Annotated in this window: 17 protein-coding genes; 7 read left to right on the plus strand and 10 right to left on the minus strand. The window is 44.9% G+C overall.

Annotation, left to right across the window (positions count from 1 at the left end):
- Positions 1-183 precede the first annotated feature (183 nt).
- Entirely contained in the window at positions 184-1,437 is a 1,254-nt protein-coding gene (locus tag IX91_RS17510; protein WP_004745616.1) for a peptidoglycan DD-metalloendopeptidase family protein, read from the plus strand.
- A gap of 237 nt (positions 1,438-1,674) precedes the next feature.
- The gene (ompW, locus tag IX91_RS17515) at positions 1,675-2,322 is read left to right on the plus strand and encodes an outer membrane protein OmpW (RefSeq protein ID WP_004745617.1); all 648 of its coding nucleotides are present in this window, start codon (positions 1,675-1,677) and stop codon (positions 2,320-2,322) included.
- Between the two features lie 64 nt (positions 2,323-2,386).
- Here the strand turns inward: ompW and ppsA are convergent, their stop codons facing one another.
- Positions 2,387-4,756, minus strand: a complete 2,370-nt coding sequence (gene ppsA, locus IX91_RS17520; RefSeq protein ID WP_004745618.1) for a phosphoenolpyruvate synthase — start codon at positions 4,754-4,756, stop codon at positions 2,387-2,389.
- Positions 4,757-4,930: 174 nt separating this feature from the next.
- Between ppsA and ppsR the strand changes: the two genes are divergently transcribed.
- The gene (gene ppsR, locus IX91_RS17525; protein ID WP_004745619.1) at positions 4,931-5,764 is read left to right on the plus strand and encodes a posphoenolpyruvate synthetase regulatory kinase/phosphorylase PpsR; all 834 of its coding nucleotides are present in this window, start codon (positions 4,931-4,933) and stop codon (positions 5,762-5,764) included.
- 3 nt (positions 5,765-5,767) lie between these two features.
- On the opposite strand, the gene IX91_RS17530 is transcribed toward ppsR, so the two are convergent.
- The 7 genes from IX91_RS17530 to IX91_RS17560 all read right to left on the minus strand — a co-directional run bounded on the left by IX91_RS17530 (position 5,768) and on the right by IX91_RS17560 (position 11,123).
- Complete coding sequence (locus IX91_RS17530; RefSeq protein WP_004745620.1) at positions 5,768-6,505, minus strand: substrate-binding periplasmic protein; 738 nt, start codon at positions 6,503-6,505, stop codon at positions 5,768-5,770.
- A 65-nt stretch (positions 6,506-6,570) separates the two neighbouring features.
- A complete protein-coding gene (locus IX91_RS17535; RefSeq protein ID WP_004745621.1) occupies positions 6,571-7,353 on the minus strand; it encodes a heme ABC transporter ATP-binding protein in 783 nt (260 codons plus the stop codon).
- Positions 7,353-8,390, minus strand: coding sequence for a FecCD family ABC transporter permease (locus tag IX91_RS17540; protein ID WP_004745622.1), 1,038 nt, complete (start codon positions 8,388-8,390; stop codon positions 7,353-7,355). The genes IX91_RS17535 and IX91_RS17540 overlap by 1 nt, the downstream gene beginning before the upstream one ends.
- 12 nt (positions 8,391-8,402) lie before the next feature.
- Complete coding sequence (locus tag IX91_RS17545) at positions 8,403-9,248, minus strand: heme/hemin ABC transporter substrate-binding protein (protein WP_004745623.1); 846 nt, start codon at positions 9,246-9,248, stop codon at positions 8,403-8,405.
- Between the two features lie 11 nt (positions 9,249-9,259).
- On the minus strand, positions 9,260-9,673 hold the full coding sequence (locus IX91_RS17550) for an ExbD/TolR family protein (protein ID WP_004745624.1): 414 nt from the start codon (positions 9,671-9,673) through the stop codon (positions 9,260-9,262).
- Positions 9,670-10,371 (minus strand): MotA/TolQ/ExbB proton channel family protein, encoded by a 702-nt coding sequence (locus IX91_RS17555; protein WP_004745625.1) that lies wholly within the window; start codon positions 10,369-10,371, stop codon positions 9,670-9,672. The genes IX91_RS17550 and IX91_RS17555 overlap by 4 nt, the downstream gene beginning before the upstream one ends.
- Entirely contained in the window at positions 10,371-11,123 is a 753-nt protein-coding gene (locus IX91_RS17560) for an energy transducer TonB (RefSeq protein WP_004745626.1), read from the minus strand. Before IX91_RS17560 ends, IX91_RS17555 begins: the two co-directional genes overlap by 1 nt.
- 170 nt (positions 11,124-11,293) lie before the next feature.
- Here IX91_RS17560 and hutW point away from each other — a divergent pair, with 170 nt between their 5' ends.
- From hutW to IX91_RS17580, 4 genes are all read left to right on the plus strand, one after another.
- Complete coding sequence (gene hutW / locus IX91_RS17565; RefSeq protein WP_004749052.1) at positions 11,294-12,664, plus strand: heme anaerobic degradation radical SAM methyltransferase ChuW/HutW; 1,371 nt, start codon at positions 11,294-11,296, stop codon at positions 12,662-12,664.
- 11 nt (positions 12,665-12,675) lie between these two features.
- Positions 12,676-13,179: a heme utilization cystosolic carrier protein HutX gene (hutX, locus tag IX91_RS17570; RefSeq protein ID WP_004745627.1), complete on the plus strand. Its 504-nt coding sequence runs from the start codon at positions 12,676-12,678 to the stop codon at positions 13,177-13,179.
- A gap of 40 nt (positions 13,180-13,219) precedes the next feature.
- Positions 13,220-13,750, plus strand: coding sequence for a heme utilization protein HutZ (gene hutZ / locus IX91_RS17575; protein WP_004745628.1), 531 nt, complete (start codon positions 13,220-13,222; stop codon positions 13,748-13,750).
- A gap of 84 nt (positions 13,751-13,834) precedes the next feature.
- A complete protein-coding gene (locus IX91_RS17580) occupies positions 13,835-14,356 on the plus strand; it encodes a hypothetical protein (RefSeq protein ID WP_004745630.1) in 522 nt (173 codons plus the stop codon).
- 48 nt (positions 14,357-14,404) lie between these two features.
- On the opposite strand, the gene IX91_RS17585 is transcribed toward IX91_RS17580, so the two are convergent.
- Both IX91_RS17585 and IX91_RS17590 read right to left on the minus strand, forming a co-directional pair.
- Positions 14,405-14,956 carry a DUF924 family protein gene (locus tag IX91_RS17585; protein WP_004745631.1) on the minus strand — a complete coding sequence of 184 codons (552 nt, stop codon included), beginning with the start codon at positions 14,954-14,956 and terminating at the stop codon, positions 14,405-14,407.
- 16 nt (positions 14,957-14,972) lie between these two features.
- Positions 14,973-16,391 carry an aminotransferase-like domain-containing protein gene (locus IX91_RS17590; protein ID WP_004745632.1) on the minus strand — a complete coding sequence of 473 codons (1,419 nt, stop codon included), beginning with the start codon at positions 16,389-16,391 and terminating at the stop codon, positions 14,973-14,975.
- Between the last annotated feature and the right edge of the window lie 82 nt (positions 16,392-16,473).

A 16,473-nucleotide genomic window follows, 5' to 3' on the forward strand; every position in this document is an offset into this window, starting at 1 on the left:
CTGCTAATTTAGACCAATAAAGGCGCAATCTGCGCCTTTTTTAGTTTAAATCTGACATTTCGCAGGTGACAACTTCTAGATAAATTCGTAACCTTATGCCTTTGTTTATATCAGGTAATAGGTCAAATTGTGCTAACTAGAAGTTTGAAGACCCGCTTCCAACAGCTGTCTAGACCAAAAAAAATGATGGTGGTGAGTTTACCTCTCCTAGCTGCAGTCGCCATATCTAGCGCACCTAAGCATGGTAAGTATCATCGCACTATTGATCTTTCTCTTCCTGAGTCTTCCCTTGTATCCGATTTCTTACTCGACAATGAAGTTGTACGTGACGTTCCTGACTACGAATATGTAATTCAAGCTGGCGATAACCTAAGCACCATCTTTGATCAGCTGGGTTTTGGTTATAGCGAGCTAATGAAGATCATGGAAACCGATCTTAACTTCCTTGCTTTAGATACCCTGAAACCTGGAAACACATTGAGATTCTGGCGTAACGAAGAAACGGGCAATTTAAGCAAAATGGAGCTTGAATTTAGCTTAGTTGAACGTGCGGTGTATAGCCGACTCGAAGATGGCAGTTATGAGTTTGCCGACGTTAAAATTCCTGGTGTTTGGAAATCATTCCCTATGGTTGGGGAAATTAATGGCAGCTTCTCCCAGTCAGTCAATGCGCTTGGCTTAGGAAAGAGCGAAATTGAACAAGTGGTTAGCCTACTAAAAGATAAGATCAATTTTGCTCGAGATTTACGCTCGGGCGATAAGTTTGAAGTGGTTCAGTCACGCCAGTTTGTTGGAGATCAGCTTACTGGTAATCGAGAAATACAAGCGATTAAAATCTATAACCGTGGTCGTGTGCTATCTGCTTATCTACATAGTGACGGGCAATATTACGACTACAATGGTGACAGCCTGCAACGGGCTTTCCAGCGTAAACCGGTTAATGGTCGATATCGTCTAAGCTCCAACTTCAACCCGACTCGTAAGCACCCGGTAACTGGACGTGTTTCACCTCACAATGGTACAGACTGGGCAACCCCTACGGGAACGCCGATTGTATCAACGGGTGATGGGGTCGTGATCATGACGCGTAAACATCCTTATGCAGGTAACTACGTAGTGATCCAACATGGCAGCCGCTACAAGACTCGTTACCTTCACCTGAGTAAGATTTTGGTGCGTAAGGGACAGAAGATTTCTCGCGGGCAGCGAATTGGTTTATCAGGCGCGACAGGGCGTGTCACAGGCCCTCATATTCACTATGAGTTGATTGACCGTGGTAGGCCTGTCAATGCGATGAAAGCCAATATCCCCATGGCAAGCTCTGTGCCTAAGAAACAGATGGCATCATTCCAGTCTCATCGAGATGATATGGATAAGATGCTCAAGCAAAGGGAAATCGAACTCGCTAAGCAACAGAGTGACGCGAGTACTAGCTAAGTTTAAAGCTCCTTCGGGAGCTTTTTTAGTGCGTGATGAACATAAAAGTTGCATTACATAAATGTCATCAATGTTACATCTTTTAGTGATCGTCTCGATAAAAAAGTAACTGCATACTCAATAAATTTCACAAATTGATTTCCCTCAATTTTGTATGGTTTTTATGTGCTACTTTGCGGCGCAAATAACAATGATTCCTTCAATCAATAAAACAAAACCCTACAAAAGGAAATCAAAATGAAAAAAACACTTTTAAGCCTAACTGTTCTAGCAATACTCGCTTCAGCAAATGCGTTTGCTCATAAAGAGGGTGATATTATTGTACGTGGTGGCTTAGCGGCAGTGGTACCGAATGAAAGCAGCGGTGATGTTTTGGATAATCCAGGCTCGAAGTTTTCGGTCGATTCTAATATCCAACTTGGGTTAACAGTAGGCTATATGTTTACTGATACCATCAGTTTTGAAGTGTTAGCTGCAACACCATTTAAGCACAAAATTTCTACCAATCACGGTGGCTTAGGTGACATTGCTGAAACTAAGCATTTACCGCCAACATTTATGGTTCAGTACTATTTCGGTGAGTCTGGCAGTGACTTTCGCCCATATGTAGGTGCGGGTATTAACTATACAGTTTTCTTTGATGAGAGCCTAAATAGTACAGGAACCAATGCTGGCTTAAGTGACTTATCACTTGATGATTCATGGGGGTTAGCAGCAAACATCGGTTTGGATTATAAACTCAATGAAGACTGGTTCTTAAATGCTTCAGTTTGGTATGCAGATATTGATACGACAGCGAAATATAAGGCTGGTGGACAAGAATACTCGACCAAAGTCGAAATCGACCCTTGGGTATTTATGATCGGTGGTGGCTACAAGTTTTAAGCGAGCTTAAACCAGAAAGTAAAAAAGGCTTCCTATTGGAAGCCTTTCCTCATATTAAGCGAGTTTACTTGCTTACGTTACCTAACTTCAACCAAGTATCAATAACCGTATCAGGATTCAATGATACAGAGCTAATGCCTTGAGCCATCAGCCATTCAGCTAGGTCGTCATGATCCGATGGACCTTGTCCACAAATACCGACGTATTTACCCGCTTTGGTTGCCGCATCGATGGCCATTTGAAGCATAGCTTTCACCGCTGGGTTACGCTCGTCAAATAGATGTGCAACATCACCTGAGTCACGGTCAAGACCAAGCGTAAGCTGAGTCATGTCGTTTGAACCAATAGAGAAGCCATCAAAGTATTTCAGGAACTCATCAGCGAGTACTGCATTCGATGGCAGTTCGCACATCATAATCACTTTCAAGCCTTGGTCGCCACGGCGTAGGTCAAACTTAGCAAGAAGGTCGATAACCGATGCTGCTTCGCTTGGTGTACGAACAAATGGGATCATAATCTCGACGTTTTTCAGACCCATCTCATTGCGAACGCGTTTAATTGCCTGTGTTTCAAGCTCAAAACAGTCTTCAAATACTGGCGAGATATAACGCGATGCACCACGGAAACCTAGCATCGGGTTCTCTTCGTGCGGTTCAAAGCTCTTTCCACCAACTAGATTGCTGTACTCGTTAGACTTAAAGTCTGACATACGAACAATCACACGCTTAGGCCAGAATGCAGCGCCAATCGTGGCAATACCTTCTGTTAGCTTACTCACGTAGAAATCGATAGGGTCTTTGTAGCCACGAATGCGCTGACTGATTTCAGCTTTTAGCTCGTCACTTTGCTCGTCAAAGTTCAATAGCGCTTTCGGGTGAATACCAATCATCTTGTTAATGATGAACTCTAAGCGCGCAAGGCCGACACCTTCGTTCGGAAGTTGTGCGAAATCGAAAGCGCGATCTGGGTTACCTACGTTCATCATCACTTTAGTTGGTAGCATTGGCAGCTCGTCGACTGAAGAGCGCTTAACTTCAAACTCAAGTTCACCTTGATAAACGTAACCTGTTTCACCTTCAGAACAAGAGACTGTCACGGTCGCACCATCTTGAAGGCTAGTCGTTGCAGTACCACAACCTACGATCGCTGGGATGCCTAGTTCGCGGGCGATGATCGCCGCATGACAAGTACGACCGCCTCGGTTAGTCACAATCGCAGATGCCTTCTTCATCACAGGTTCCCAGTCTGGGTCTGTCATGTCTGTGACAAGCACGTCACCATCTTGAACCAAAGACATTTGGTCTAGCGAGTCGACTAAACGGACTGGGCCAGAACCAATGCGTTGACCGATCGCACGACCTTCAACAAGAACGTCAGCCTTATTGTTTAGCTCATAGCGCTCAATAACATTTTGCTCGCTTTGAGAACATACGGTCTCTGGACGTGCTTGAACAATATACAGTTTGCCGTCAATGCCATCTTTGGCCCACTCAATATCCATAGGACGTTGGTAGTGCTTCTCGATGATCATTGCTTGCTTCGCTAGCTCTTTGATCTCTTCATCGTTTAATGAGAACGCTTGGCGCTCTTGCTCTGTGGTATCAATGATGTCTACCTGTTTGCCAATTTCTTGGTTGGTTGAGTAGATCATTTTGATCAGTTTAGAACCAAAGGTTTTCTTAACGATTGGGTAATGACCCGCTTCAAGCATTGGCTTGTGGACATAAAACTCGTCAGGGTTAACCGCACCTTGAACAACCATTTCGCCAAGGCCCCAAGAAGAAGTAATAAATACAACTTGGTCGAAGCCTGACTCAGTATCTAGAGTAAACATAACACCTGAAGACGCTTTGTCTGAGCGAACCATGCGTTGAATGCCCGCTGAAAGCGAGATTCCGCGGTGGTCGAATCCTTGGTGAACACGGTACGAAATCGCACGGTCGTTAAACAGTGATGCGTAAACATGTTTTGTTGCTTCAAGGACAGCATCGATACCTTTCACATTAAGGAAAGTCTCTTGCTGACCAGCGAAAGAAGCGTCTGGTAAGTCTTCAGCGGTGGCTGATGAACGAACAGCAACTGAAAGTTCATCATTACCGCCAATAAGTTCTTGGTAGTTTTCACGTATATCCTGCTCTAGATCAGCAGGGAAGGGGGCTTCTAAAACCCATTGACGGATGGTAGCACCTGTCTTACGCAGAGCGTCTACATCATCAACGTCCAGTTCATCCAGCAATTGGTGAATGCGATCATCCAGTCCTTCAAAATCTAGGAACTGGTTAAACGCGTAGGAAGTGGTCGCAAAACCGTTGGGTACTGAAACGCCAGCATTGGCTAGGTTGGAAACCATTTCACCAAGTGAGGCATTCTTACCGCCGACTTTGTCGACATCTTCCATGGATAGGCCATCGAACCAGAGGGTGTTCTTTTGCATGTCTTTCTCCAGAAACATTGCAGCTTTGTAGGGATTGGGCAAACGATTACGTAAAAGCTTAAAAAAATTCACAAGGAATTTTCAAAGCTGTGGGGGCCGTAACAGCAACCCGGGTTTTATTGTCGATATTATGGCTTCTATCCTACTCAAAAGAATTTTAAAGTTTAAAAAAAAATGCAAATTGATATTCAAAGTCGTGATGTATTCTATGTTTCTGACGGAACGGCTATAACATGTGAAACATTAGGGCACGTTGTTCTGGGTCAATTCCCGTTTAAAGCTAATGAGAAAACCTTTCCTTTCATCGAAAGCGAAGACAAATTATCTGACCTGATAAAAGAAATTGAAACTTCATACCAAAGAAGTGGCATAAAGCCGTTGGTGTTTTTCTCCATCGTTATTCCTGAGTTTCGTCAGCGCTTGCTAGAGTCGAACTCGTATGGCTACGACGTGTTAGAGAGTATTGTTCAGAAAGTACAAGATGATATTCAGATGCAGCCTAAACCGAAGTTGCAGCGTTCGCGCAGTGTAGGACGCGACTCTGATAAGTATTTTGACCGAATAGCCGCGATTGAATATACCTTGGCGCACGATGATGGAATTACCCTAAAAGGGCTCGAAGAGGCGGACATCATCTTACTGGGGGTTTCTCGAAGCGGGAAGACACCGACCAGTTTATATATGGCGATGCAGTTTGGTTTGCGCGTGGTCAATTATCCATTTATCGATGATGACTTGAAGCGCATGAGGCTATTGCCCGAGTTTGAGATTCATCGCCACAAGTTATTTGGTTTGACCATCAATCCAGAGAGATTGACTGAGATACGTGAAAATCGATTAGCCGGTAGTGAATACGCCAGTAATGAGCAATGTTTACACGAGCTGCAAACGGTAGAGTCTTTGTTCCGCCGTGAGGCGATTCCATATATCAATACCTCTTCCCTTTCTGTCGAAGAGATCTCGACGAGGGTGTTAGAGAAAACAGGGCTAAGAAGAAGACTTCTATAGCGATTACTCTCGTTGTCGAATAGTGCGAAGGTGTTGATCTAAATACTGTTTTAGTTCATGCCTTTGCTCTAATTTACGTGATATAAGCATGTGGAATTTGTGTGGTTTCATTTCAGGAACGGCGACAGAAACTAATTCATCCGTTATTAGGTCTATCCCCCACATCTCCTTTATCGCGTGCAGAATCTCTGCCCAGTTTAGGTAAATGTCGCACTTTCCCTGTCTCACTTGCTCAAGGCAATCATGAACGGAATGACCAACGCGCGTAATGTTACTCAGTTGGAAATCGGAATAGTTATATCCGTGGTTGCCACAGACTCGGTATTGGGCAAGATCTTTGACATTTGAGATCACCAGACCATTGGGAAAACGTTCTGTTGAGTAGACATAATGTGGGGTAATGGCGTAATACCAGTCTGTGTAGAGGTAATCTTTATCTCTTCGTACATTGAAAGAGGCACTAAGGGCTAAGTCGAATTCCCCATTTTTTGCCCCGCGAAGACATCGTGACCAAGAAGTCATGGTGATATCGTAGCTTAACCCTTGCTTGGTAAAGACCTCTTCCAATATGTCGACATCATAGCCTCGTGCTTTATCGTTCAGTACATAGGTATAAGGCGGCCAGTCGATGGCATCTCCACAGACACGGATATGAGGAAGGTTATCTTGAGGGGCAGCGAGTCCCCCAAAACTGAGTAACAAGCTAAGAACAATAATCAAGGGGTCAGTGATCCGAACCATCTTATAGCGCCTCTCAAGCACGATAACTTGAGTATAGCCAAGGTTCTCTGACCCTTCTAAATTACCTAAGCGGCCGGATAAATGAGAGGGAAGTTGAGCGTAGGATGCGGTGCAACAATGGAGTCATAACCGTAAACACGTTTAATCATCTCCGGTTGCAGAGCTTTCCACGGCGCGTCATCGCAAACTAGCTTGCCATCATGAAGCACGATCAAGCGATCTGAGTACTGAGCGGCTAAGTTCAAATCATGCAGCACGACAACAACGGCAGTATCATGTTCATCGGCTAGTTTACGCGCAATCTTCAACGTATTGTGCTGGTGGGCTAAATCTAACGCGGAGGTTGGCTCATCAAGCATTAAGATCTTATTTTTACCTGCCTGATCAAGCTGAACGAGAACGCGAGCCAAATGAAGGCGCTGTTTTTCGCCGCCAGACAGTGATGGGTACAAGCGGTCACTTAGGTGAGTGACATCCGTCATCTCCATATACTTATTCGCGAGCTTTTGTGCAGACTTGTTTGGCACATTTAAAGGAATCGCCCCAAGCTCAACCACTTCATGGGCAAGAAATGGGAAACTCAATGTACTGTGTTGTGGCAGCATTCCGAGGTGCTTAGCCAAGTCCGCTGGTTTCCATTGCTCTCGCGGTTGGTTGAAATAGTGAATGTCACAGCGTGACGGTATTTCTCCGCAAAGCAGTTTAAGCAATGTACTCTTGCCTGCACCATTAGGTCCTAGAAGTGTAGTGACTTCTCCGGCACGAATATCGATATTAATATCATCCAATACCTTGCGAGCGCCGAACTTCATGGAAATATGCTTACCTGATAAAACAACTTTACTCATCAGATGATTTTTCCTTTTTGCTTGAAGAGTAGATAGATGAAGAAAGGCGCACCGATGAGTGCTGTAACAATACCAACAGGCAACTCTGCAGGAGCGACGGCAACGCGAGAGAACATATCGGCAAACGTAAGCAGTAAAGCGCCCATCAGTGCCGAGATTGGCAATAGGGTTCGGTGATCGGGGCCCGATAGCATTCTACCTAAGTGAGGGATAACCAAGCCGATAAAGCCAATCATGCCAGAAACACTCACAGTGACACCAACACCAACAGCGGTTAACAGAATCAGCTGGCGCTTCAAGCGTTGTACAGGAATACCCAGATGGTTGGCTTCCGCTTCGCCTAGCAAAAGAGCGTTCAGTGACATCGCCTTACGCACAAATATGATCATCAATAAAACCAATGTGATGGCACATAAGATGATGCTGGTCCAATTTGCGCCTGCCAATGACCCCATCGACCAGAGTGATAAGTCACGCAGCATTTGGTCATCGGCAATAAAGTTCATGTAACCGATTCCCGCCCCCGATAGAGCACTAATCGCCACACCGGCTAACAGCATGATAGTCACAGACGTGCCCATCTTGCTTGTGCCTAACTTATAGACAAGAACAGTCGTCAACGCACCACCAAGAAAGGCAAATATCGGTACGGCAGCTAAGTTCATAAATTGAGGGTATTGCTCGCTAAGATCAGCAAACAGAACGATCGCCAACGCAGCCCCTAATGATGCACCTGCTGACACACCGATAATACCGGGTTCAGCAAGAGGGTTGCGAAACAAACCTTGCATTACAGTGCCACAGATAGCGAGTATTGCGCCTACCAGCATGCATAAGATAGTGCGTGGAAAGCGTATTTCATGGATAACCAAATTCACATGTGGGGCTAACTGTTCTGAACGAAACATAAGGCTTTGGACACTTTCCCAAAAGCCAATGTTCATAGGGCCAACAGTGACGGAACTGATCGCAGTAACAACCAAGGCAATACCAAATATGGCAATAGCAGCACTAAGCGGCAGACGGCGTAAAAGCATAGTAGTGACTCGTTATTTCAAAAGCAGGCTTAAGCGCTCAGCTTCAGACAGGCTTTTTAATCCCAGTCCGCCGACTAATGCGTGACCATCAATTTTAATGAACTGTTTGTTCTGTCCTGCTGGTGTCGCCGCGAGCATTGGCATTTTCTTTAGTATTTCGTCGGCACCACCCAATTTGTTATAGCTGCGCCCGCTGACCAAAATAATGTCTGGCTGCATTTCGACCATAGCTTCGGTAGAAAGCGGTTTGTATGAACTTAACTGGCTAGCGGCTGGGTTAACACCACCTGCGAGTTCAATAATCGCGTTAGGGGTGGTATCACGTCCGGCGACGTTAGCAGGTCTTCCTTCGTGGATAAGTAGGAACAGCACTTTCTTCGCTGATTTTTGCTGAGATTTGTTCTTTTCTAAACTAGCAATCTGATCAGTTACTTGCTTTTTCAACTCGCTTGCTTGCTGCTCGGCTTGAGTCAGTGCGGCGATTTCATCAATACGTTCAAGAAGACCTTCTGGAGTTGGCTTTGTATTGACGATATCAACTTCAACACCTGCTGAGCGAAGCTGGCTGAGAGCCGTCTCTGGCCCCATCTCATCCGAGCCGATCAAGCGATTTGGACCGAGAGCCAAAAGACCTTCTGCTGATAAACGTCGGTGATAACCTATTTTTGGCAGCTGCAATGATCCTGGTAGTTCGCTCGTGACGTCAACCGCGACCAGCTTTTCTTGCTGATTTAACGCGATAAGCAATTCTGTAACGGCACTTCCTGCACTGACAATTCTTTCGCTTGCGAATGATGTTGAAGCTATTAACGATAAAGAAAGGGCGGTTACGGTTTTTAAAAGGGCTTTTTTATACATGTTGAACTCGATTATTTAGATTCTTCCGTGAGTAGCTGTGTCGCTTGAATACCGTTTTCTTGCAAAAAGGCGAGCAACTTCACTAGGTGCTGAACTTCGGCTGTTTTATCTGCACCTATCACGATGGGCTGTTTGTTAGATTTGTATTCTTCCAGTAACGCTAGGGTGAAATTCTCCCAGTCTATGTATTCTTTACCATCAATTGCCCAGTGAGGTTCTGCCTCCAAGATATTGACGGTTAGAGATTTAGTATCCACCTCTGACACTACTTGCGAGTCAGTGGTCGGCAAGTCAACTTCAAGTGAGTCAAGCTTTACTGCCGCGGTGAGCATCAAAAACACCATGACGATAAAAATAATATCGAGCAGAGGCGTAAGATCAGGGGTCAAGCCGAAGCGATTTTCTTCCTGCCTAACCTTGATCATGAACTCGCCTCAGTTGCTAAGTTCGCGGAGGGCTTTATTGTGGTCAAAGCGTTATCTGGTGATACATGCTGAAGGCTAATCCCTTCCAACCATAGATTTACGTAGTTAAGAGTGTGCTCTAATTTCGCCATAACTTTATCGGCCCACAAGCCGAGAAGTTGGGCTCCGGCAATCGCAGGTAGTGCAATAAGAAGACCAGCGGCAGTGGTTCTCATTGCCAAACCAAGTCCGTCAGCTAGGTCATTAGGGGTAATGTTGCCTGTCGAGGCCGCGACGCCTTTAAACATCTCTATCAGACCTAATACTGTTCCCAGTAAGCCAATCAGTGGGCTAATCACCCCAATCAGAGTCAGTAGCCTTAACCCTGAATTAAGCTGGTGGCGTTTTTCTTGTAACCACATACCTGCGGCGTCTTCACGCAGAGCTTTAGAAAATGAGTGGTGAGCAAGCAACATGGCCACACCTTTGTAGAGCAAAGGTCGGCGAGGTGAGAGTTTCTCTGCCAACGCCTCGATTTGATGGCTGTCAGTTGGGCTAATCTGCTTTAGTTCGCTACGAATGGCTCGTTTGCCAACACCTAGGCTAATCATGACTTGAAAAAGACGCTCGGCAACAATCATTAATGTGAGTGCTGAGCAGATGATCAATGGCCAAGCCATAAGACCTAATTGTTGTTGCAATTGCTGTAATTGTTCCATTATCGATCCAACTTAAAACGAACAGGGATTTGAACGCGATGAGCCATTTTTTGCCCATCGACAGAGTGTGGCGAGAATCGCCACTTCTTGATTGCTGTCAGTGCTGACTTATCAAGCATGTCAGTGCCTGAAGATGAGATAAGGACTTGTTTAACTTGTTTACCATCTTCATCTAGCCAAATTTCGTAAAGGGCGATGCCTTCAATACCACGTTTTCTCGCCAATCGCGGATACTTGGGAGCAGAAGGGCGAGTGAGAAACGAAGGTTTGGTGACCATTACGGGTTGAGAGCTTGCCCCTTGATTAACCAGCTCTGGCTGGGATTTCGAGTCGTGTTGCTTAGGCGCTTGCTTTTTTTCAACTACCTTTTGCGCGGGTTTCTCTTGTGGTTGGTCAGCCACAGGTTGTTTCTTAGGTACAGGTTTCGCTTTGGTGACTTTTTTTTCTACCTTGGGCTTTTTCTTGACGACTTTCTTTTCGACTGGTTTAGGTTGTTTTACAACCTTTTGGGGCACAGGCGGAGTCACTTGTTCTTTAGTAGGTTCTGGTTCAGCTTTTGGTTCTGACTGTGTTACCGGTTGTTCTACCGGTGTGGCAGGCGGCGTCGCGACTGCTTTAAAATTAATCGACACAGAACTTGATTGTGCCCCGGCAGGCATTGCAAAGGCTTTCGGCTCTTGTGCAACGAACACGAACGCAGCGTGGATAGCTAACGAAATGCTACCTGCAATGGTGTATCGCTTGACGTTCACTTGAGTTCTCCATGATTCATATCGGTGACCAGACGGATTAGAATTATTACCCACAATGCAAATAAGATCAATTATCAATTGCATTATCATTAGCGCCAATTTATGATCGTTTCCAGTTTTTAAGAATTTAGCGTGAGGCTAGAGCTGACAAGCGCTGAGAGATTTATGAAATGCTAGATATTTATAAATTTGATGAATCAATTTTGGCGGCAGATACGCCAGATCCACTTCGCTTTGCTTTTGCCAAAAAGTCCTCCCCTCATGCAGGAGGTATGGCAGCCCCTTTATTGCCTGAGCAGAAAGCTGAAGTATTAAATAGACTCTATGCCTCACAAGGGGAAAAAAATGATAAGCGCTGCTTATATATCCATATTCCTTTTTGCCGAGTCCGTTGTACCTTTTGTAACTTTTTCCAAAATGCTGCCAGCCGAAAGCTAGTTGATGATTATTTCGAAGCCTTGATGGTTGAAATTAAGCACAAAGCGGCGATACCTTGGACGCAATCTGGAACTTTCCATGCGGTTTATATTGGTGGGGGAACGCCCACCGATTTGTCGGCGGAGCAAATCGAGCGATTAGGCAAAGCCATTCGCGCAAATTTCCCTCTATCGACTGATTGTGAGATCACTCTAGAAGGACGAATTAACCGCTTTAGTGATGAAACATTTGAGCGCGCTTTAGAGGGTGGTTTTAACCGCTTTTCATTTGGTATTCAGAGCTTTAATACTCAGGTTAGACGTAGTGCAAAACGCCTCGATGACCGAGAAGCGGTACTGGAACGTGTGAGCTCCTTAAGTGCCACTGACCAAGCGCCCATTATTTTAGACCTACTTTATGGCTTGCCTTACCAAACCTTAGAGGTGTTTGAGCAAGATCTAAACGACTTCATGTCGACAGGTGCTCACGGGTTAGATTTATACCAGTTAGTGGTTGGTGGTAACGCGCCAATGTTGAATCTGGTCGAGAAAGGAAAGATCCCCGCACCAGCAACATCACCTGACAAAGCATCAATGTACCAGCTAGGTTCAGAATTTATGCGAAAGCATCATATGCGACAGCTCAGCGTTAACCATTGGGCTAGAGACAACCGTGAACGCAGTCAATACAACTCGTTAGCAAAAACCTATGCTGAGGTATTACCTATTGGCTGCGGGGCAGGCGGCAACATCGGTGGCTACGGTATGATGAATCATCGAACACTAGAAACCTACATGACAGCAATGAAGTCTGGCGACTCATTAGTAGCAATGATGACTAAGCAGCACTCGTTGGAACCGATTTTTTCTGTACTGAAATCAGGCTTCGACCGCGGTGTGTTATCGCGTGCGGCAATGCCTAAATTTTTAGGACTATCCTCATTTGATTTCTTATTACCTTTATTCCACAACTGGCAAGAAAAAGGGCTAGTTCAAATCGAAGGTGATTATCTCTCATTAACTTTGGCTGGGCAATTTTGGGCAGTAAGCCTCGCTCAAGCTTGTATTCAAGTACTACAGTCAACGTATCAAGAAAAAAACGCGCTCGAATCAGTCGCGATGTAAATGGAAAAACTATGGAAGCACTAAAAAAGCAGGTTGCTCAGCTTATCGAGCAAGAACCCACTCTACTACCCGCAGCAATTGCTGAGAAACTCAATGTCTCTGAGTTTGAAGCGGTAGCGGCCTTACCTGAAGAAATGATTGCTTTGGTGGATGGAGAACAAGCTCAGCATATCTTAGAGAGCTTAGTTGGATTCGGTCCTGTTACTACAATTGTTCATTCTTTTGGTTCAATCTTTGAAGTAAAAGCGCCGTTTCCTAAAGGAAAAGTTGCGCGTGGTTACTACAACTTGATGGGACGTGAAGGCGAACTACACGGCCATCTGAAGCTAGATAATGTTAAGAACATTGCTTTAGTGAGTAAACCTTTCATGGGTAGAGAAAGCCACTACTTTGGTTTCTTCTGTGAAGCGGGAAATAACATATTTAAGATCTACCTAGGTCGTAATGAAAAGCGTGAATTGATTGAATCGCAGGTAGCGACATTCAAACAATGGCAGCAAGAGTTTAGAAAGTAATTCAGAATAATAATAGTAAGAGAAAGTTAGGAGCCTCAACATGGATCAACAAGTTAAACAAGAACGCCTTCAAGGACGTCTTGAGCCTGAAATTAAAGAGTTTCGCCAAGAGCGACGTACACTGCAACTGGCGACAGTCGATGAAAATGGTCGTCCAAACGTAAGCTACGCTCCATATGTGCAAAACCAAGATGGCTATTTCGTGCTTATCTCTGAAATTGCTCGTCACGCGCGTAACCTGCAGGTAAACCCAAATGTTTCTATCATGATGATTGAAGATGAAGATACCTCTAAGCAGCTGTTTGCACGTAAGCGTTTAACGTTTGATGCAGTCGCTTCTGTAGTAGAGCGTGATACTGAGCAGTGGACTCAAGTCGTTGCACAAATGCAGGGGCGTTTCGGTGAAATCATCGACGGTCTAAGCCAGTTGCAAGACTTCGTTCTATTCAACCTTAAAGCCGACAAAGGTCTGTTTGTAAAAGGTTTTGGTCAAGCATATCAAGTGTCAGGTGATGATTTAGTAGATTTTGTTCACCTAGAAGAAGGGCATAAAAAGGTATCAAACGCTTAAATTTGTTTTAAGTTTAAGAGCCTAGTAAGCTAATTCTATTCAAAGGAGCCACATTGGCTCCTTTATTTTTGCCAAGGATTTATTATGCGCCCTGTAAGTAAAGAGCATGGAGAGATCTGCTACCCGTTTATCTATGAAGATAGCCCAGTGTGTGATTTTGAAATTGCTGCCGATGAACTGTGTAGTCGAATCGGTCTCGTGCTGACCATGGAATTAGACGCACTGTGCCGTGATATTTTAAGCCGCGCGCAGCCGAATGTTTATCACTTGAATGGCTCCGTTCGAGGTAAATTAGCGATTGATGAGCAGCAACTCCAAGAACTCTATCAAGACTATAACCTGTTGCGAGATAAGTTAGATGGCGGGTTTCGAGGCTTTGTCCTTCCCGGCGGTCATCCTATTTCTGCAGAGCTGCATCTATGCCGAACTCAGGCGAAGAAAATAGTCCGCGCCTTGGTTGCGGTTGAACATTCAGGTAAAAAGTCTCCAGCGCCAATTCTATTCCGCTACGCTAACTTACTCGCTAACGTGATGTATACATTGGCTTCTTACACCAATTTGCTTCATGAAGTTGATGAAATAGAGTTTGTTAGCCGCAGTTATTAAACCTGTAATACAAAGGCAAGAGTAGGGGGCCCGCAGAGGCCCTCGCTATTAGAAGCTAGAGCCAGGTTGTGTAAGGAACTCCACCTCTTCAGGACTGCTAGAGCGCCCAAGAATGTCATTGCGATGTGGATAACGTCCAAATCTGTCAATAATCACCTTATGCTTCAGTTCAAACTCGTAATTGTTTTCCATTCCCGCCACGTTAAACAGATCAACCGCTTGCTGATGGATGATCGCTGACTCGCTGTGCATAAATGGCATATAGAGAAAGCTTCTTTGCTTGGTTTCTAACTCCTGGTCCAGCCCAAGTGAAATCGCCTCTTGTGCGAGGGCGAGTGCCAAAGGATCTTGGGCAAATGCTTTAGGTGTGTTGCGATAGATATTTCGAGAAAACTGGTCTAACACAATGATTTCAGCAAGTCGTCCTTGGCTAGAGTCTCTCCACGTGAACAGTTCACTTTGGGCGGCACTTTTAAGTAAATCACCAAAACGAGATGTGATTGTCTTATCTAACTCTGAGCTGCTGACAAACCAGTCTTTTGGCTCTAATTCGTTAAACCAAAAATCGAGAACGTCTGTTGCGTTGGGAAGTGTACTCATAATTCTATCCGTATAATTAGGGAGTTAACTGATGATGGATAAGAGTGGCGAGCTTTTCAACCCCAAGTTTCCAATCTGGGTTCGATAAAAAGTTGGAGCAGCTAAAGCGTATGCAATGTGAGTATTGTCCAGAGGTATCAAAAATGGTGCCGGGTAAAATGCTGATTCCTAGCGATTTTGTTTGCTGATACAAAGCACTACTATCGAAACCATTGGGTAACGCGAGCCAGAGCAAAAACGAACCTTGCGGCAAGAGTAATTTAAACTTACCGTTTAAACTCGGGTACTGATTGAGGCTACTGCTTAGCTGTTGGTAAAACAGCTTAGTGTTATTTTGATACAAGCGCTGCATGCGTTGCACGTGCTGGCGATACTTGCCAGAACCGAGGAAATCAGCCACAGCAGATTGCATTAGATTCAGGCTACCCATGTTGTCACAGACGAGGAACTTTTCAATTTGTGCTTGGTATTGTCCTGCCAGTATCCAGCCTATACGCAAGCGAGAATCAAGCATCTTAGAAAGCGAATTCACGTAGATGACCCGATCTTGCGTATCAAGAGTCTTCAGTGGCGGGATCCCTTTATCAAATGCAAGTGCACCAAAAACATCATCCTCAATGATGGGGATAGACCCTGTTACTTCAAGCAATTTCAAACGGTTGTCTAAAGGCATTCTCGCCCCAGTCGGATTGGTAAAGTTGGGAGTGACGAGCAGTGCTTTCACATCCCAGTTATCTAGCGCATCTTGCAGTGATTGAGTATCGATACCAGTACGGGGACAGCTTGGAATCTCGACCACTTTGAGCCCTAAGGACTCCATCAAAAGTAAGTTACCAAAGTAACAAGGTGACTCAACCGCAATGATGTCTCCACTGTTGGTTAACGCGCGAAGGGCTAAACTGATCGCCTGTTGGGCACCATGAGTAATGGCTATTTCATTTTTGCCTGCATTCACACCGAGATCTTGGCTAATTTTGGTGAGGTGTTTGAGTAACACCTCGTTGCCCGGAGGCAGTTGATAGTGGCTTGGGGTATGGCTTTGGCGTCGACTGTGGCGACCTATTTCTGCATATAGACTTTTGATCGCAGGCGTATCTATATTTGGGTGAGCAGAACCTGTTGCTAAGAGCTCTTGTTGGTGTGAGTAAGTCAGGATCTCTTTACAAACCGAAAGCAAATCAACGTTATTGGGTGCATGTGCTATTGGCGCTTGGGAGGTGCGAGCAGACACGCGATAACCCGATTTAGGTACCGTGTAAATCATGCCTTGTGCTTCGAGCTCTTGATAAGCTCGAATGACGGTGTTTTTGCTCACGGTTAACGTATTGCTCAGTGAGCGAATCGAAGGTAGCTTATCTTCATCAGTCAACAAGCCAGTATCAATCTTCTGTCTGATGTATTGCTCAACCATCAGATACTTATTACTCGCATTCATTAATCTGTACCCAATAAATAATCCAAATCTGTATCTTTAAGCTTTTTCTGTACCTATTAAAGTAAACCTATATTAACGATTA

Origin of the sequence: Vibrio tubiashii ATCC 19109 (assembly GCF_000772105.1) — a bacterium.
Lineage (GTDB): Bacteria > Pseudomonadota > Gammaproteobacteria > Enterobacterales > Vibrionaceae > Vibrio > Vibrio tubiashii.

Coding starts and splice junctions, on each gene's coding strand:
- IX91_RS17510 (WP_004745616.1), top strand. CDS start 184: ATGATGGTGGTGAGTTTACCTCTCCTAGCTGCAGTCGCCATATCTAGC.
- ompW (WP_004745617.1), top strand. CDS start 1,675: ATGAAAAAAACACTTTTAAGCCTAACTGTTCTAGCAATACTCGCTTCA.
- ppsA (WP_004745618.1), bottom strand. CDS start 4,756: ATGCAAAAGAACACCCTCTGGTTCGATGGCCTATCCATGGAAGATGTC.
- ppsR (WP_004745619.1), top strand. CDS start 4,931: ATGCAAATTGATATTCAAAGTCGTGATGTATTCTATGTTTCTGACGGA.
- IX91_RS17530 (WP_004745620.1), bottom strand. CDS start 6,505: ATGGTTCGGATCACTGACCCCTTGATTATTGTTCTTAGCTTGTTACTC.
- IX91_RS17535 (WP_004745621.1), bottom strand. CDS start 7,353: ATGAGTAAAGTTGTTTTATCAGGTAAGCATATTTCCATGAAGTTCGGC.
- IX91_RS17540 (WP_004745622.1), bottom strand. CDS start 8,390: ATGCTTTTACGCCGTCTGCCGCTTAGTGCTGCTATTGCCATATTTGGT.
- IX91_RS17545 (WP_004745623.1), bottom strand. CDS start 9,248: ATGTATAAAAAAGCCCTTTTAAAAACCGTAACCGCCCTTTCTTTATCG.
- IX91_RS17550 (WP_004745624.1), bottom strand. CDS start 9,673: ATGATCAAGGTTAGGCAGGAAGAAAATCGCTTCGGCTTGACCCCTGAT.
- IX91_RS17555 (WP_004745625.1), bottom strand. CDS start 10,371: ATGGAACAATTACAGCAATTGCAACAACAATTAGGTCTTATGGCTTGG.
- hutW (WP_004749052.1), top strand. CDS start 11,294: ATGCTAGATATTTATAAATTTGATGAATCAATTTTGGCGGCAGATACG.
- hutX (WP_004745627.1), top strand. CDS start 12,676: ATGGAAGCACTAAAAAAGCAGGTTGCTCAGCTTATCGAGCAAGAACCC.
- hutZ (WP_004745628.1), top strand. CDS start 13,220: ATGGATCAACAAGTTAAACAAGAACGCCTTCAAGGACGTCTTGAGCCT.
- IX91_RS17580 (WP_004745630.1), top strand. CDS start 13,835: ATGCGCCCTGTAAGTAAAGAGCATGGAGAGATCTGCTACCCGTTTATC.
- IX91_RS17585 (WP_004745631.1), bottom strand. CDS start 14,956: ATGAGTACACTTCCCAACGCAACAGACGTTCTCGATTTTTGGTTTAAC.
- IX91_RS17590 (WP_004745632.1), bottom strand. CDS start 16,391: ATGAATGCGAGTAATAAGTATCTGATGGTTGAGCAATACATCAGACAG.